19 protein-coding genes and 5 pseudogenes are annotated in these 16,539 nt (G+C 44.1%); 6 read left to right on the top strand and 18 right to left on the bottom strand.

The features are described 5' to 3' along the window. Positions 1-260 precede the first annotated feature (260 nt). The 4 genes from V7126_RS02645 to V7126_RS02630 all read left to right on the top strand — a co-directional run bounded on the left by V7126_RS02645 (position 261) and on the right by V7126_RS02630 (position 4,155). The gene (locus tag V7126_RS02645) at positions 261-1,130 is read left to right on the top strand and encodes a DUF1796 family putative cysteine peptidase (protein ID WP_335496552.1); all 870 of its coding nucleotides are present in this window, start codon (positions 261-263) and stop codon (positions 1,128-1,130) included. A gap of 463 nt (positions 1,131-1,593) precedes the next feature. Then, entirely contained in the window at positions 1,594-2,979 is a 1,386-nt protein-coding gene (locus V7126_RS02640; RefSeq protein ID WP_046132016.1) for an amino acid permease, read from the top strand. A gap of 67 nt (positions 2,980-3,046) precedes the next feature. Then, a complete protein-coding gene (locus tag V7126_RS02635; protein WP_046132017.1) occupies positions 3,047-3,418 on the top strand; it encodes a VOC family protein in 372 nt (123 codons plus the stop codon). A gap of 53 nt (positions 3,419-3,471) precedes the next feature. Next, on the top strand, positions 3,472-4,155 hold the full coding sequence (locus tag V7126_RS02630) for an SOS response-associated peptidase (RefSeq protein ID WP_046132018.1): 684 nt from the start codon (positions 3,472-3,474) through the stop codon (positions 4,153-4,155). A 21-nt stretch (positions 4,156-4,176) separates the two neighbouring features. Here the strand turns inward: V7126_RS02630 and V7126_RS02625 are convergent, their stop codons facing one another. The 7 genes from V7126_RS02625 to V7126_RS02595 form a co-directional block, all read right to left on the bottom strand. Next, positions 4,177-4,995 (bottom strand): DUF421 domain-containing protein, encoded by an 819-nt coding sequence (locus V7126_RS02625; protein WP_046132139.1) that lies wholly within the window; start codon positions 4,993-4,995, stop codon positions 4,177-4,179. 76 nt (positions 4,996-5,071) lie between these two features. Then, complete coding sequence (locus V7126_RS02620; RefSeq protein ID WP_335496548.1) at positions 5,072-5,278, bottom strand: DUF1657 domain-containing protein; 207 nt, start codon at positions 5,276-5,278, stop codon at positions 5,072-5,074. Positions 5,279-5,293: 15 nt separating this feature from the next. Next, the gene (gene spoVAE / locus V7126_RS02615; protein WP_335496545.1) at positions 5,294-5,644 is read right to left on the bottom strand and encodes a stage V sporulation protein AE; all 351 of its coding nucleotides are present in this window, start codon (positions 5,642-5,644) and stop codon (positions 5,294-5,296) included. Then, on the bottom strand, positions 5,645-6,658 hold the full coding sequence (spoVAD, locus tag V7126_RS02610) for a stage V sporulation protein AD (RefSeq protein ID WP_046132021.1): 1,014 nt from the start codon (positions 6,656-6,658) through the stop codon (positions 5,645-5,647). Next, positions 6,658-7,137, bottom strand: coding sequence for a stage V sporulation protein AC (gene spoVAC / locus V7126_RS02605; RefSeq protein ID WP_046132022.1), 480 nt, complete (start codon positions 7,135-7,137; stop codon positions 6,658-6,660). The genes spoVAD and spoVAC overlap by 1 nt, the downstream gene beginning before the upstream one ends. 17 nt (positions 7,138-7,154) lie before the next feature. Then, positions 7,155-7,688 carry a YhcN/YlaJ family sporulation lipoprotein gene (locus tag V7126_RS02600; protein WP_335496634.1) on the bottom strand — a complete coding sequence of 178 codons (534 nt, stop codon included), beginning with the start codon at positions 7,686-7,688 and terminating at the stop codon, positions 7,155-7,157. Then, a complete protein-coding gene (locus tag V7126_RS02595) occupies positions 7,675-7,881 on the bottom strand; it encodes a DUF1657 domain-containing protein (protein ID WP_046132023.1) in 207 nt (68 codons plus the stop codon). Before V7126_RS02595 ends, V7126_RS02600 begins: the two co-directional genes overlap by 14 nt. Positions 7,882-8,497: 616 nt before the next feature. On the opposite strand from V7126_RS02595, the gene V7126_RS02590 reads away from it, so the two are divergent. Continuing rightward, the gene (locus tag V7126_RS02590) at positions 8,498-9,181 is read left to right on the top strand and encodes a hypothetical protein (RefSeq protein WP_106071043.1); all 684 of its coding nucleotides are present in this window, start codon (positions 8,498-8,500) and stop codon (positions 9,179-9,181) included. Between the two features lie 62 nt (positions 9,182-9,243). Here V7126_RS02590 and V7126_RS02585 read toward each other — a convergent pair whose 3' ends face one another. Together V7126_RS02585 and V7126_RS02580 are read right to left on the bottom strand one after the other, a co-directional pair. After that, entirely contained in the window at positions 9,244-9,462 is a 219-nt protein-coding gene (locus V7126_RS02585) for a transcriptional regulator (protein ID WP_335496537.1), read from the bottom strand. A 125-nt stretch (positions 9,463-9,587) separates the two neighbouring features. Further along, the gene (locus V7126_RS02580; protein ID WP_335496534.1) at positions 9,588-10,094 is read right to left on the bottom strand and encodes a hypothetical protein; all 507 of its coding nucleotides are present in this window, start codon (positions 10,092-10,094) and stop codon (positions 9,588-9,590) included. Between the two features lie 83 nt (positions 10,095-10,177). On the opposite strand from V7126_RS02580, the gene V7126_RS02575 reads away from it, so the two are divergent. Continuing rightward, positions 10,178-10,393 carry a hypothetical protein gene (locus V7126_RS02575; protein ID WP_335496532.1) on the top strand — a complete coding sequence of 72 codons (216 nt, stop codon included), beginning with the start codon at positions 10,178-10,180 and terminating at the stop codon, positions 10,391-10,393. Between the two features lie 15 nt (positions 10,394-10,408). On the opposite strand, the pseudogene V7126_RS02570 reads toward V7126_RS02575, so the two are convergent. The 9 genes and pseudogenes from V7126_RS02570 to V7126_RS02535 form a co-directional block, all read right to left on the bottom strand. Continuing rightward, positions 10,409-10,498, bottom strand: a pseudogene (locus V7126_RS02570) (peptidoglycan-binding domain-containing protein); the annotation flags it as partial. After that, entirely contained in the window at positions 10,494-10,640 is a 147-nt protein-coding gene (locus V7126_RS02565) for a hypothetical protein (RefSeq protein WP_153915857.1), read from the bottom strand. The pseudogene V7126_RS02570 and the gene V7126_RS02565, both read right to left, overlap by 5 nt. A 7-nt stretch (positions 10,641-10,647) precedes the next feature. Beyond that, positions 10,648-10,902: pseudogene (locus V7126_RS02560) on the bottom strand (peptidoglycan-binding domain-containing protein); the annotation flags it as partial. A 114-nt stretch (positions 10,903-11,016) separates the two neighbouring features. Beyond that, positions 11,017-11,610: pseudogene (locus tag V7126_RS02555) on the bottom strand (peptidoglycan recognition protein family protein); the annotation flags it as partial. 135 nt (positions 11,611-11,745) lie between these two features. Next, positions 11,746-12,009, bottom strand: coding sequence for a phage holin (locus V7126_RS02550; protein WP_335496514.1), 264 nt, complete (start codon positions 12,007-12,009; stop codon positions 11,746-11,748). 15 nt (positions 12,010-12,024) lie between these two features. Beyond that, a complete protein-coding gene (locus V7126_RS02545) occupies positions 12,025-12,294 on the bottom strand; it encodes a hemolysin XhlA family protein (protein ID WP_335496512.1) in 270 nt (89 codons plus the stop codon). Positions 12,295-13,021: 727 nt separating this feature from the next. Next, positions 13,022-13,106 (bottom strand): annotated as a pseudogene (locus V7126_RS24025) (hypothetical protein); the annotation flags it as partial. A 483-nt stretch (positions 13,107-13,589) separates the two neighbouring features. Next, positions 13,590-13,958, bottom strand: a pseudogene (locus V7126_RS24020) (BppU family phage baseplate upper protein); the annotation flags it as partial. A gap of 12 nt (positions 13,959-13,970) precedes the next feature. Then, the gene (locus V7126_RS02535) at positions 13,971-16,538 is read right to left on the bottom strand and encodes a peptidase G2 autoproteolytic cleavage domain-containing protein (protein WP_335496507.1); all 2,568 of its coding nucleotides are present in this window, start codon (positions 16,536-16,538) and stop codon (positions 13,971-13,973) included. Position 16,539 lies beyond the last annotated feature (1 nt).

Genomic DNA, 16,539 nt, shown 5'->3' with positions numbered 1-16,539 from the left:
TTCCGATTCCTTATTCGACAAACGGACGGAAATTCCTGTCGGCTTTATCCGGGAAAAGGAGCACAGAGGCTCCTTTTGTTTATCGCTGACGATCAAATTTTTCTGTGACCATTTTCCGAAAATAAGAGACCAGCAGGTGTTTTAACTATTTTTCCTATTACGCTGAATGAATGTAGGTACGAGTCGTTGCTCAACTATCATATAAACATAGAATACTAGTATCAACCAGCAGGACATTTCACAAAAAGGAGCATTGATGTATGAATTTAAATCAAATCAAAGGAAACTATAATGCTATTTTCGGTTTGGGGCATCTTTGTTTAACAGGGCTTCAGCTGAGAAAAAATAATTTAAGGCCGTTTGCCGGTCCTTTAGATTGGGTCGGAACCCCTTATTTGTCAGACCTCACAAGGATGTTAAAAGATCGTTTCTCTCACTTTTTGGAGCCTCATAATCTCAGAGTAACAGGATACTCGACAGGAGTCGATACTCCTGACCGGTACATCTTAGTAAGAGATGATTATTACTGTGTCGACTCTGCCCACGATTTTAAAGCAGACAAAAACACAATGGAGGATCTCGTCACTTACCCGGAAGTAAAGGCCAAATTCAAAAGAAGGATTAACAGATTTCTAGACAAAATGGAGACAGCTGATCGAATCCTGTTTGTCAGAACGAGCGGAACGTTCAAAGAAGCCCAGGAGCTTGAAGCCGTATTATCAGATTTAGTCAAAAACGATTTCAGCGTTTTGCTAATCAATCATACTAAAGTAAATGGACTCGTCGAACAAAATTGGCCATTACAAAGAGTATGCGCGGTTGAACTTCCCGATAAAGAAATATGGGTAACCAATGACCACCTGTGGAGACAAATGTTTAACGGTATAAGATATGTTCCGTCTCAACCCTCGGTCGGTGCAGGTGCTAACATGAATGTGTTCCAGCAGGGGAACCTCAGCAGCGCGAACGCGTTTCAACAAGGAATCCCAAGCAATGTGAACACTTTCCAGAAAGGAATCCTGAGCAACGTGAACACTTTCCAGAAAGGAATCCCAAGCAATGTGAACACTTTCCAGCAAGGGAACCTGAGCAACGTGAACGCTTTCCAGAAAGGAAACCTGAACAAGTGAACGCTTTCCGGCAAGGAAACTTCCAGCAGCAAGAGCAGCCTTAAGCAAAGAATCCTAAAATCCTAAGCAAGTAAGATTCTATCAGGCAATTATCCTTTTTTGTTATATCAATTTACAAATTATGGGGTATTTTTTTTTTTTGAGTATGATTCTAGGCGTTATTCCTCCAACAAATTTGAAAAAATCAACCTCCTCTGTAATTTACGTTTACTATTAAATAAAAAAGCATTTTTATCAAGCTGGCAAGTTAGACCTAAAAGGTCCAATTTGCCGGCTTATTTTGTTTTGCGCCAGCGGCTATACTGAAGGAAAATGTGACAATTCAGCGGCAGTTTGCCGCTTTTATGCTTCAACCTTTTAAAGGGCAAAATTTTCTTGTTGATTATTTTCCTTTTCGACAATATAATACAAAGGTCGACATAAATAATTGTTTGAATATTTCGCTTATTATCAGGAGGAACTTATGGGTTCATTATTTAGAAAAAAATCGTTCGACAAATTAATGGAGCAAAGCGCAACGAAAAGCCTGGCCCGTTCTTTAAGCGCTTTTGATTTAGTCTTATTGGGAATCGGCTGTGTCATCGGGACCGGGATCTTCGTCATTACCGGAACGGTCGCCGCAACAACTGCAGGGCCCGCCCTTATTCTGTCGTTTATATTAGCGGCTATCGCTTGTGCGCTTGCAGCATTTTGCTACGCTGAATTTTCGTCTTCCATACCGGTATCAGGAAGTGTATATACGTATTCTTATGCAACGCTCGGAGAGTTTCTCGCCTTTTTGATCGGCTGGGATTTAATGCTTGAATACGTTATTGCGCTGTCTGCGGTTGCAACAGGCTGGTCTTCTTACTTTCAGTCTTTGCTTGCCGGATTCAACCTGCACATTCCCGCTGTATTGACTGCCGCTCCGGGAAGTGCATCAGGCGGCGTCTTCAACCTGCCGGCGGCTGCAATTATTCTGATCATTACGGCGATTGTCGGAAGAGGCGTAAAGGAAAGCACGCGATTTAACAATGTGATTGTTTTGCTGAAAATTGCCATTATTTTATTATTTATCATCGCCGGAGTCGGCTATGTCAAACCGGAGAACTGGTCGCCGTTTATGCCGTTCGGCATTCAGGGCGTCATTACGAGCGCTGCGACGGTTTTCTTTGCTTATATCGGATTTGACGCTGTCTCAAACGCATCAGAGGAAGTTAAAAATCCGCAAAAGGCGATGCCGATCGGAATCATCGGGGCGCTGGCGGTTTGTACGGTGCTTTACATCGCAGTTACACTCGTGCTGACGGGAATGGTGCCTTACACAAAACTGAATGTCGCTGACCCGGTGTCATTTGCGCTTCATTATGTCAACCAAAACAGCCTTGCCGGAATTATTTCAGTCGGGGCCATTATTGGGATTACGACCGTTATGCTTGCCCTTCTGTACGCACAGGTTCGTTTAACGTTTTCAATGAGCAGGGACGGACTGCTGCCAAAAACATTTGCAAAAGTGCATCCAAAGTTCAAAACGCCGTTCCAAAATACATGGCTGACAGGCTTCATCGCAGCCGGAATTGCGGGTTTTATCGACCTTGGAACACTCGCTCACCTTGTCAACATGGGGACGCTTGCAGCATTCACGATCATTTCGATTGCCGTAATCGTGCTTCGCAAAAAACATCCGAATATTAAAGCAGCTTTCAGGGTGCCGCTCGTCCCATTCGTACCGCTTCTCAGCGCCGGCTTATGCCTTTACTTGGCCATCAGCCTGCCGCGCGTCACATGGACAGCGTTTGTCATTTGGATCGCAGTCGGTATTATCGTCTATTTCCTGTATTCGAAAAAACACAGCGAATTAAATAACTGACAAGAAACTTGACACAATGCTGTCAAGTTTCTTTTTGTATCGTTTACATCAATAGGAGGCGATTGAATTGAAACTGTTGCAAATCAGGCTATTGGTGGACGATTTTAAAAAAACTGCCGCGTTTTACAAGGATATATTTGGGCTCCCCGTAAGCTTTTATGAGGAAGGAATGGAGTATGCCCTTTTCAATAATGGGGAAACGAAACTCGAGCTTTTATCGCGAAAAGCGATGGCTGAGGTTGTCTGCGGGGAAGGAGAATCTCAAGCAAAATTCCTCCTTCAATTTGAAGTCGAAGATGTCGATAAGGCGTACAACCGTTTCAAAAACAACGGCATCGAATTTGTGACTGAACCGCACGATCGCAAGGAGTGGCGGGTGCGCATTGCCCATTTGCGGGATCCGGAAAAGAACCTGATCGAAATTTATCACATGCTTTGATTTTAAAATTCCATTATTATACAATAAGTGAAAACACTTTATAGGTGATCGATATGTGCGGCAGATTCACACTGTTTTCTGATTATGAAACAATCATCAACCGTTTTGACATCGGTCAAACGATTCCGGAAGAAGAATACAGGCCCAGCTACAACATCGCCCCCTCCCAAGAAATCCTGGCCGTCATCAATGACGGTACAATCCATCGGCTGGGCTATTTGCGGTGGGGGCTCATCCCGCCTTGGTCCAAAGATGAAAAAATCGGCTATAAGATGATCAACGCCCGGGCTGAAACATTATCCGAGAAACCGGCCTTCCGGAAGCCTCTTATCAGCAGAAGATGCATCATTCCGGCTGACGGCTTCTACGAATGGAAACGCATTGATTCCAAACGAAAACAGCCCATGAGGATCAAGCTGAAATCAGATGACCTTTTTTCGTTTGCAGGGCTGTGGGAAAAGTGGAAATCCCCCGGCGGCGAACCTGTTTATACATGCACCATTATTACGACAACACCAAATGCTTTCATGGCTGATATTCACGACCGGATGCCTGTTATTCTTACCCGTGATCATGAAAAGGAATGGCTTAATCCCCGTCAACAGGATGCTGAACGTTTAAAAAGCCTGCTGCAACCCTACAGCTCAAATGAAATGGAGGCTTACGAAGTATCGCTATTGGTGAATTCGCCTCAAAATAATAGTGTTGATGTCATCAAGCAAAGCCCGTCTCACTAAAAGAGGAAATCCTTTTACCTGTTATTTATGTAAAACAGGCTCTAGCTTTTGTATCAAGTCTTTCAGTTTATTTGCGTTTTTGGCATACATCGATTTTGCCGGCTTTGAGTCCGTCGCCAGAGCAAACAGTTCAAGGTCGGCTTGGCATTTTTTAATCGTTGCCAATAATAAAGGCTTTTCCTGCGGTGACGGAATTTGTAATTGGTCATCGTACAGATCGACCGTCAACTGTCCGTTTGAATCAACTTGTCCGAGGTACACATTTTCTATTGTGACGCCCAGCTTTTCAAGTTCCTCCTGCAGCCAGCGCCTGTTCAATCCGGCAATCGACAGCGGCTCGTCCAAAATTTGTCCGTCTGTGATCACGGTCTGCGGCTCTTTTTCCGCCTGGTATGGAAGCTGTAGATCCTTGACGGTAACCGGTCTGTGCTCTTTTTTTAACAGCACGTTTAAATCGCCGGTTTGCTCCAGGATAGCGAACTCGACATCGGCAACATTAAAGACATCCTTCTTTCTTAAAAGCTCCAGCAGCTCGTCTGTCGAGTATTTTTCTTTTTTTAAATTGTCTTCCATCACCTTTCCGTTTTTAATAAAAACCGTTCCCGTTCCTTCAAAAAAGTCGCGGAATTTCTTGCTTTTTAAAGAAAGAAGCTCGACCAGGAAAGGGATTGCCGAAAAAATGAAAATGGCAATTAAAGCGTTTATGATGCTGTTCTCAAGACCCATGACAACCTCGGAAGTAATGCCCCCGATCGTAATTCCCGCAATATATTCAAAAAACGAAAGCTCTGCCAGCTGCCGTTTCCCAAGCATCTTTGTGATGGCAAACAGAGCGAGCATAAAGATAAAAGAACGGATGACGACATCTAACCACTCAGGCACGTGCGATCCCTCCAATCTGTACAAAAATTTTCAGTCAGAAGCCTTTATATTGATATTCCTCTCGTTCAAGCTCACCAACCCGTTTTTTCAAATCTGCGATCACTTCGTCTGTTGCCATCATTGTTTCATGAAAAAGGCGTTTCGTTTCTTCATCCTGTGATTTCAGCGCCAATGCCGACAGACCCGATTCAACGCTTTTGAGGCTGGCAAGGCATTGTTTGACCTGTGCTCCAACCGTCATTTGACAGGCACCTCCTTATCCTTTTGGTTTAAAAAGAAGCGCTCCAATCATTCCGAAAATGATCGCAGCTGAAATTCCGGAGCTTGTTACTTTAAACATTCCGGTCATGACGCCGATCAAACCGTATTGCTGCGCTTCTTCCATTGCCCCGTGGAACAGCTGATTTCCGAAGCTCACGATCGGGACGGTCGCCCCGGCTCCTGCAAATTCAATAAACGGCTCATACAGCCCGAACGCATCAAGCAAGGCTCCGATGACAACGAACGTACACAGCGTATGGGCCGGCGTCAGCTTAAACACATCGAACATGATTTGGCCGACGACACATATGAGACCTCCGACGACAAATGCCCAAAAAAAGATCACCTATCCTTCACCTCCGACCTCAATTGAAACAGCATGGGCAATACACGGAATCGTTTCTTTCTGCTGATATGACAGCGGCGATAACAGCGCTCCGGTGGCTACGGCCAGCAGGCGTTTGATCTCGCCTTTTTTCATCCGGTTCAGCAAATGTCCGTATGTGACAACCGCTGAACACCCTGCGCCGCTTCCCCCGGCAAGAACGGGCTGCCCTTCCCTGTAAATCATCAATCCGCAATCCTGAAATTGTTTTTCCGTAATCGATGTGTCATGCTTTTTAAATAGATCCAGGGCGATTTCTCTGCCGATATGCCCGAGGTCTCCTGTCGCAATCACATCATAATAAGAAGGGTCAACATTCCGCTCCTTTAAATGGGCTTCGATCGTATCGACCGCGGCAGGCGCCATTGCACTGCCCATGTTAAACGGATCAGTCAGTCCCATATCGATCACTCTGCCGAGTGTCGCCGATGTGACGACAGGACCGTCTCCTTGATCCCTTAACAGCGCCACACCCGCCCCTGTCACAGTCCACTGTGAGGTAGGCGGTTTTTGCGAACCGTATTCCGTCGGATAGCGGAACTGTTTCTCAACCGCCGCATTGTGACTCACAGCCCCCGTCAGCAAACAGTCAGCCCCCTTATGATTGACGATAAACGCCCCCAAAGCCAGGCCTTCCATCGATGTCGAGCAGGCTCCGAATAGGCCTAAATACGGCGCCCCGAGCGTTTTTGCCGCAAAACTTGTCGGCGTGATTTGATTAATCAAATCACCGCCGAGAAAAAACTGTACCCTCTCCTGCTGGATCTTCGCCTTTTGGACCGCCGCTTTGCATGCATCCTCCAAAAGAACTTTCTGGGCTTTCTCGAAGGAATCTTCATTCAGCCAAATATCGTTGTGCAGCACATCAAAGTCTTCCGGAATTTTTCCGTTTCCCTCGAATGGCCCTCCCGACGTTCCGGTTGAAACAATCACCGGTTTGTTCTCAAACATCCAAGTACGGTGACCCGCAAGCATTATAATCCCCCCCATGTGATGAGGATTGTTTTAATCGTGGCGATCACAAATGCGGAGAACACGCCGAACAGAATGACAGATCCGGCCAATTTGAACATATTGCCGCCGACGCCTAACACATATCCTTCGGTCCGGTGCTCAATCGCTGCGGAAATGACGGCATTTCCAAACCCGGTTACGGGAACGGCCGAACCTGCGCCCCCGAACTGGGCAATCCGGTCATAAACCCCAAATCCCGTTAAAAGCATCGATATGAAAATCATTGTCGCAACCGTCGGATTGCCGGCAGTCAGCGTCGTGAAATTAAAATAATACATGTAAAACGTTTGAATCGCTTGCCCGATTAAGCAAATGATTCCGCCCGTTATAAACGCTTGCGCGCAATTTTTCAAAACAGGCCGTTTGACTTCACGCTCTTTTGCGAATTGTTGATATTCCTGCATGACAGGCGTCAGATTTTTCTTTTTTTGATCCGCCATTTGACCCCACCCTCTCTCTAAGGCTTTTCCTTCATCAATTGTTTGATGTTGTTCAGCTTTTTGTTCAGTTTTTTGCTGCTCACGTTTTTGTGCTGGAGCTGCTTTTCTAATTTGTCCAATTCCCAAAAAATTTTTTGGTCAGTCGAGATTTCGATGCTGTAGCCCGGAAATTCTTTTTTTAACTGCTCTTTCGATTTTTTTTCGATGTCCTTCAGCCGGAAGCGGTCCATATGTTCGACCTGCACGGCCAGAACCAGATCCTTCTTGCTGTTGGCTCCTCTGACCTCTGTAACCTCTTCCTTTTGCAATAACCGTTTCTTTGCTTGATTTGCAACAGATTGATCGGTCTTCTCATCTTTCGTACTTACCTTGCGTACCGCGTCCGATTGGCCCTCTGCGGCATTTTGATCTTGACAGCCAATGATGACGGTACTGCTAAAAAGTAAAAAAACGCAGATAAGAAAGTAATGATTGAACCCCCTCACCAGCATCACCTTCCTTTCAGAGAAAAGGTTGGCGAAACCAACCTTCTCATGCTTACTGTTGTTTATATTGCGGTTCCTCTTGTTCGATTTGCTGAACGCGCGGCTCGAGCGATTGAACGATGGACTGGGTTTGTTGAGCAGCTTGCTGATAAAGCTTTTTGGCTTCCTTGTTATCGGTGTTCAATGAAAAGGTTTCCAAGCTTGCCTGAGCACTTTTCAGACTGGCCACCGCCTGTTTGACCTGATTGATGACAGTCATGTCGGTTTTCCTCCTTTTTTACAAATACTGTATCTAATTGTAGAATGAATTATTTTTCAAGTTCTATCCAAGCCAATTTTTGCAAACGGAAACATCGGGCGGGAAACCCCGGAATGCAGGAAAAACCCCTTGATCTCTCAAGGGGTTTCGCGGTGCGGGCTTACATCATACCGCCCATTTCTGTTGAGGTTGCCCTTTAGTCACTTGCTAACCCCTTTTATCCCTTATAGTACAAGGGGATTCAAGTGTTCTTATTGCCCGTCTTTACCCTATAAAAAACAAGTGAAAATAAGCGAAAATTTCCCCCACTGTGGGCAAAATGTGGGCAAGAAGATGAACAATCTTTGCTATAATAAAACCACAAATACAAAAAAGGAATGACGGAAAATGAGTATTAACAAAATCAGATCAGCTTTATACAAGTCAGCCAAGATTCTGGGGGATGTCAACGCAGTGAAAAACGGAACTATCGGAAAGCGTATAGCTCGCCGTGCTGCTGGAAGAACAACCGGCAAAATATTGGGCAAGTTGTTCAAGTAAAACTATGTAGAAAATCCCCCTCATTTGTTTTAAAATGTAAATGTTCATTATAAATATAGAGGGGGACTTTTTCTATATGAAAAAATTCGCGTTTTTATTTTTTGTTCTTCTTTTATGCTTTGTTCTTTCAGCATGTGGAAGTAATTCAACAAATACAAATTCAAAAGACCAAGAAAAAGATACAAAAGCCACAGAGAGTGAAAACGATAATTCCAATAACAATACTCAAGAAGACAGCGGCAAAAAGACATTAGATAAAGTTGGTGACAGCTTATATGATCCTAATACCGGGACAGTCACCTTAAATGCTATGAAAGATATCAGTAATAAAAAACTGATCATTGGTGATCTAAAGGTGGATTTTCTCAATGCCAAAGTGATTACTGTCACAAATCTTTCTGATGCTTTTAAAGCAGAATTAAAAGAAAATTTTGGTGGTGATCCAAAGGAATTTACATATGCTCAAATTCTTTATAAAACTGAAAACACCGGAAATGATGAAATCACATGGAGAGGCTTCCGGACAGCTGTAACTAGTGATGGTCAGCAAGTGGATTTAAATTTCAATTTAAATATGGGACTTCCAAACCCGTCTTCAATTGAAATGATGGCAAAGTCAAAAATGGACGACAATATGGTTTGGGTTCCTGTTGATAAAGGTGAAAAAAGTATTAGATTAAAAGGCAAAGATGTTTTAAAACGTGATAACAGCAAGGACGACGCTATTGTCTATGGAAAAGAAATAAAAATTGATCTCTAAAAAAATCCTTCTCATTAGAGTAGGCTTTACACATTAAATAAAAACAACAATGCCACCAATCGTTAAATGGTGGCTTTTTCTTTATGCAAAATATGCAATGTTCTCGGCTTACCTTCTTCCCAATCAACAAGCCCCCTTTTACGCAATCGGTCAAGATGACCTTTTGTTGTGCTTGAAGATTTTAAACCAACCCTTTCTCCTATTTCCCTAACAGAGGGCGGGAAACCTTTTTCTTTAGTTAGTTCGTTTATAGCTTCTAATATTTGTTCGGATTTTTTCATAGTATCCCCCTTCATTGGTGTGTTTTACCTATGACAATTATACCAAACAGATGTTTCTTTTTCTATAGAAAGGGAACATATTTTCGTATATAAAGAAGCAGGCATTATGCCTGCTTTTGTTTGCTTTAAAATAAGAAAATGTTAATAGCATAATAAACGCCATCCGCAATAACTTCCGCTGAACCTCCACCGATTTTTGGTTTCAAAGCTTTATACAGCTTTTTCTTGATGGTTAGCGCAGTAACATCTGGAAGACTAGCAATTTCCTCGATCTTGTCGGCTATGTAACCTGAGTTCTTTCTAAATGCTTTTGCAGCTTTTGCATCAGCATGCTTTAAAATGTAACCTACAGCTTCCCCACCATGTCTAATACCATAAGAAACTGCTTCGGCTGCCAGTTTTACCAGATAGCCTCTGAAACCTTGGGTTTGGAATGCCGGCTCTTCGCTCTTCGCTTTCTCTTCAGCTACGAGACTCTTCACAGTCTTAATTTGAAGGCTTGTTCTCTGTGTTTCTTTAGTCTCGTTTTCACTATTAGGAGTTGCGGCACTTGCTACGCTCGGTAACAAAGTTGATACTAATAGTAATACTGTTAAGGATAGAATGAGCAAGTTTGACATATACTTCTTCATTTTACCACCTCCTTACTTATATAGTATTATATATTATATTATCTAATTTTTACATGAAATTTGTTAAAAAGGGATGATTTCTTATGAGAAAAATTTACAACCATATGAACAACGATCAAAAAAGACACGCTATCAAACTACTTACTGAGGATTTAGAAGAGCTTAAAAAAGAACAAGAGCAAGAGGATGAAAAGGGTTATCCAAGGGTAATAAAGGATGCTATCGAAGAAACAATACAACGATATAAAAAAGATTTGGAATATCTTAAAAATGATATAGAAAAAAATGAGCAGGCATAATGCCTGCCCTTTTTGTTATTTTAATAAAGATTCCAGTTTTTCCTTTGTCTTCGGTCCGTAAATACCGTCGGCAGAAAGCCCGTGCATAAGCTGGAACCGTTTAAGGACAGGGCTTTTTCAAAAGTGTTTTTAATGTTTCAGAAATACAACTTTGCATTTCATTTTTTGTTGGCAAGCTGTCTATTTTTTTAGTTCGCTCTTCAATAACAACTATTTTTTCATCAATTTCTTGGATTTTTTTCAGCATTTCTTCATCACTTCAACAGAGCTTCAAGTTTCGTCTTCGTTTTAGGACCGTAAATACCATCAGCAGACAGACCGTGCATCAACTGGAACCGTTTGACCGCATTCGCCGTCTTCGGTCCGTAATAGCCATCAATACCGTTATTTTTAGCACCCTTGTCCGGGTAGAAATAGAGGGCAGCTAACGCCTCCTGAATCTGCCGGACGGCCGTTCCCTTCATTAGTGGGCTTTTAACTTTATAGATACCAGACGGCAGCGTGTAGGATGATTTTTTGCCGTTTGATGATGATTTTTTCTTTTTCGCTTCAATGGCTGNNGCCGTAATCCCGGCTTTCTTTTGAAGGGATTTGACAGCTTGTACCGTTTCATTCCCGTAAGAACCATCCGCCCCGTATTTCGGCAATGAGAAGCCCGCAGCAATCAAACGTTTTTGCAGCGCCTTTACGCTTGATCCTGATGATCCTTTTTTAAGGATAGTCGTCCCTGTTGATTTGCTCGACTGGCTCGTGGGTGCCGTCGTGTTTGACACGGTTTTATTCCCAAGTAGGCTGTCGACTTTTTTCCGAAAAGCTGTGAGCTGGCTGGAATCGCTCACCCAAGGCGCCGGACAGTTTTTGTTTGTCACATCGTAATGGCGGACAATTTTGTTTGTAGAAAGGCCGTAACGCTTGCACAGATCGGCAACCAGTTCAGCAGCATTTTGAACGGTTTCGCTGTGAATCTTGCCGTCTTTTTCGACGCACATTTCAACGCCGATTGCCGTTGTGTTGGCGTTTGGTTTTAAAAAGCTGACATAGCACCGGTTTTGATCATGTGCATGGTATGCGACTTCATTTTCTGGAATGATGTGCTGCGCTTCCTTACGGTCAACAAAGTAATGCGCTGAAGCTTTGCGTTTAATGGCTATACATGTGCCATTGAAGTAATCCCTCTCATTCAATGCAGAAGCGCCCGGCGTGGCCGTATAGTGCATGACAATGCCTTTGACTCCTGACAATTTCAACCCCGGCCGGGTATACTTGTTGACCTTCACATAGTTTTTGACTACCTTAACCATTTGAATCACTCCTATTTTGTTTTAAATAAAAAAGGCTGCCGGTCGGCAACCTCATTTCGTTAACCCTTTTTGTTTCAGAACTTCTTTCTGTAGCTTTCCCTTGCTTGTCACATAGTTATTTTTATACCAAGAAACAAGAGCCGTGACGATAGTAAACGCGGTTGATCCGGCCAAATACAAAGCATCTGCCAGCGTATTGACCTGGTCCTCATCGATCGGTAAAGTTGCCTTTCCGAACATGATCAAAGTTTGGTTTACCAATGCAATAAAAAGAAGCACCGTGCGGACCACCGTGCCTTTGTCAGAGTTTTTCATAATGTGTTTTCCTCCTTATTTTTGAATAAAATTAATGAAAAGCGCCGCAATTCCGGAGATCACCAGCGTACAAACCGCCGTTATGATAGCGCCGGTAATGCTACGTTTAATCCAAGTTGTGTTTTCTTCAATTTTGTTGAGTTTTTCATTGATGGACATAATCTGCTGATCGTGTCGGTCAGACGTTCTCTCCAAAGTGATGACGCGCTGTTCGAGCGTTTTGTGATCAGCTTTCAGCTCTGTGATTTCCTGCTTGAAGACGTCCAATTCATTTGTTTGCTGCATGTCCCTTAATCCTCCTGTTCTCACATCGTTTTCACCTCCTTTGAGGCAAAAATAAAAAGCACCTTTGAAGTGCTTTACCACAATGGGATTGGTTCATTGATCGACACTCTTGTAACCTTCGTTGCATCATTGACATAAACAAATCCGTCAAACCTTAGTTCACCGTCGGTTGTAAATGCAAAACGTGCTGATCCATATGATCCGATCGTCGGAGCCGTAAAATCTATAACCTGAGTTGGTTTGTTTACGAATTTCGCAACTACTGTGCCCGGAGCCGGCACTGAACCAAAAGAGCCGCGTAACCATAGAACGTTATTATTGACGGAAAATTTTAATGGATAACCGGTGTCTTGTGTAGCCCCATTTATGAGCGTGACATTATTCCATGCCGGGGATAAATCGGCATCCGTAAGAACTCTTTTCCAGCCTTTAAAAATCCCATCCGTGTGAGTAGTTGCATGCCATAGAGTATTATCATAACTGCGCCATGCAAATATTGTTCTTCTGCCCATTCCAGTCTCAACTACATCATAATTAAACCAAGAGGCATCATTTGGTGCAGGATTGTTTTTCACTTGGGTACCTGACGCATAATAAAAACCAGTGGGTAAAGTTGTCAAGTCCGTTCCATCCGCCAATTTTGTACGGGTTCCGTTGTCACCAGTTATTTTGTATAGCTGTGCACCATTCCATTTGTCTTTGTCTGACTGCGTTACGTGGATGGATGTGTTTTTTGCATGGGTATCCGTGTAAGCTTTTGCGTCACTCAAAGCTTTATCTGCTTTTTCTTGAGCACCGTCCGGCGTTTCTTTTGTTCCGATAAGAGTCGTGATGGTTGTTGCAAAATTTGGATCGTTGCCCAAGGCTTCGGCCAGTTCGTTCAACGTATTGAGCGTTTCCGGAGCCGAATCAACAATATTCGCCGCCACTTGCTCAGCATATTCCTTTGCTTTCTTCTCTGCTGCATCCGCCTTCGCTTGTGCTCCTGACGGTGTTTCCTTTGCGTTCCATGCTTTTCTTTCGTCTGCCGTTATATGGCTGACAGCATCAGCCTTATGGCTTTCAAAATCCGTTTTGGATGCTGCTTGGGCATCCGTGTATTTTTTGGCGTTTTGTTCCGCGCTGTCGGCCTTCTCCTGGGCACCGTCCTTTGTTTCAATGTTCTCAAGATCGGCAAACTTGGCTTTCAGTTCCTCAACCGTCTGGCTAATTTCATCCATGGTTTTATTTAAACCAGCCCGGAACGATTCCACATCATCAATGTAATATTCCGCCACCGGGACAATATTTTGATCCTCGAGCGTTTTCGCGATGAAGAAAGTAAAATAAACCGTTGCGATAGCTTGGCCGTTTGTGTAATAAAGCTTGATTTCAGCCCTTACCTGGCCGTAGTGTTTCAATTCTTCATCAGATAGGACGTATTCAGCTCTCCCGTTTACCTTGTCCGTCAGCGCTAGGCTGCGTTTATAAAATGAGTCATCCGCATACAGAAGGACTATTTTGGCGTCTACCGCCGAAAGAGGCAATGGGGCGCCGTCTTTTGTAAAAGAAAAAGACAGCTTTGCGCTGCCCGTGTCCTGGGTGAAAAATTGTATTTTCGTTGATTTATCCGGGGATTCCCGAGCATTAATATCAAAAGTTACTTCACCTTCTTTATAGATCATCACTGAACCTCCTTACATCTGTGGGTGTATGAAAATCTGGGCAAGACCGTATCCTTTTTGAAGAGAATACGGCTGCTTAATACGCATTACGTAAAAGCCTACGCCATCTTCTGATTTAGTTCCAATTCCGCCAACTGGGACGATCCGGTCACCGGCCTGGACAGTCTCATCAATCCTAACGTATACCTGGCCGATCAACCCGACGACATGCCACTCATCCCGTTCCTCCCGCGGGATGTATTCAAGATCAGGGTTATAGTTTGGATTTTCTTTTGGAATTTTGAGTTTCCGGCCGCTGTCATCGATAATCGTTTCGTAGATCATGCCGCCAAACTCATTCCTAAGATACCGGTCATTCCAATAGAAAGCCGCACCGCCCATAACGACCCCGGCCGTCTCAGAAATAACTCCGAGGACCTTGTCCCCTTTTTCGGCTTTCCTGATCTTGTCTCCGTCCAAGGTCACCAGATAACCGGATTCAATTTTGCGGCCGTCTTTGGACTCAAAATATTCCGCAAGGTCTTTGAAGTCGGACACGCTTTCCACACGGCCAACACCTTGGATATTTCCGTTTGTGGAGCCGATTTTCCATTTGATATTTTCTTCCGAAGGGGTTCCGCTGCCGTATCCGCCAGCCAGTGAATAGCTGTCAGTATTGATAACAGCCTGGGAAGCGATTACTGCCCGTGCCGGTCCGTCTCCTTTCGTGTGCGAATCGTTGGACGCTATAACGGCCTGACGCGATCCTTCTGTGGAAGAGCCGCCGGCAACCCCGCCCATAAAATTCCGCGGGCCTTTTGCAATATTGGCCCCGGTAGCCCCCACAATGGCGCTTGATTCGTCTAAAACAACGCTTGAGGCGGCCGCTGCTTTAAAGCCGCCGGGGATATTCGTCGGCACAAATGGGAGTTCTTTTTTGGCGAACATTGCCGGAACTTTATAGCCCTCGGCCATGATGCCGAAGATCAACGCTTGGTTATTCGGTGATGTAATTCCGTAAGTGCCGTTTGAACCTATGAGCGATCCACTGATTAGGGAAACGTTATAGACGCCAGCACCTAACGCAATCGCCTGGGGTGCAGATTCCCGAATGTCGATGTTTGAAATCTTAACATGATCAGATTTTTGATCACCCCCAATGACATGAATGTCTACCCCCGCTTTCTTGAATCCGCGAATTTTAATTCCGTTTACTGTAATGTTTCGGCATCTATACTGGAATGCCACAGCCGGATTATTTTTGTAATCATAATTCGGGTCACCGATGGCCGTAAAGCCGTTAATCTGGACATTTTTATAAGCTGAAACAACCAACGCACGCGGCGACAGCCCTGCATACATGTCATTGAATACCGGTTCGATTGCGGTACAATCCGTTAAGGTGACATCATAGGCCGTCGTGCTTTCCGGATCAGCTGCCTTATGGTGTCCGATATGCCTTAAATCAAAAGAACGCACATCACGATAAGACACATGGCCGATGACATGAACGTTTTGAGATGCTGGCCATTCAGTATGTGCTTTAACTTCTACACCCCGGATATTACCAGATGTAAAGTTATTAATCAGCCAAACGTTTTTTGATCCGTCATCAACTTCGATGCCGTTTGAGTTTGACTGCCCTTTCGGATGAGCTGTACCGCGCTGATCAAAAGAATAAGAATTTGAAATAAAAATGTATTCACTGTAGTGCGTAGTAATCCCGTCGTCCCCAGCCCCATAAGCGACACAGTTGTCCAGCCATATATATCGGCATCCGTCTTTTGTATATAGTGTAGATGCAAGATGATCATACGTGGGCGCTGTTATATCAAATCCGTGCAAACCCGCGTTAATGGCCTCAACGTCTTTCACCCATCCAAATTGTACATTTGCAAAGGTCAAACAGCTTGAATGCTGGCCGCAAGTAGCCCCGACACCGCCCTGCCTGTCCGGGTTCCAATCAAGGGACATTCCTTGTACAAAAATATTTCGGTTCCCGTTTTCATAATCGGCATTTGTGATGACCCATTCGCTGGCCGGTGTGTCCTCATGCAGTTTGAGAATGGTAACACCTTTCCCTTGACCAATCAGATAGGTCCAGGATGGCAATTTAGCCCCTCGAACGACATAAGTGCCAGCACTTAAATGAACCCTTACATTGCCGTCCCCTACAGCCTTTCTGAATGCCTCCGTGCTGTCGGTTTCCCCATCCGGAACAGCACCGAAATCATCAACATATACTTCCCTTTTTATTTTTTGTTCAAGCTTATTAAATTCTAAATCCAGTCGGTCTTTCAACGTTTGTGCGATTTTCCCGTCAGTTGTTACCCTGGCATCCACAACCTCTTTTACATCTTTCCCGTCGTGATTTACGACCAGGTTAGCAAACCGCGCCGAAAGATTATCTAATCGGTTCGCAACTGTAAACCCGCCGTGATCGATCTGATCCGACTTGTGGGCTGTTGCTGCTTTCTTATGGGAATTTAAAGCTTTGATATTGCCGTTAATTGCCTCTTCCGTCAACCGTGCATTTTCGTCCAATTGTGAAAGAAGCTTTCCATTAGGGACAGGATTATGCTGCTTTTCCAAGTGAAACATG

This window comes from Bacillus sp. JJ675, from assembly GCF_036963165.1.
GTDB lineage: Bacteria > Bacillota > Bacilli > Bacillales > Bacillaceae > Bacillus > Bacillus glycinifermentans.
The sequence above is the reverse complement of the archived record's forward strand: the minus strand, read 5'-3'. Positions and strand labels throughout refer to the sequence as shown.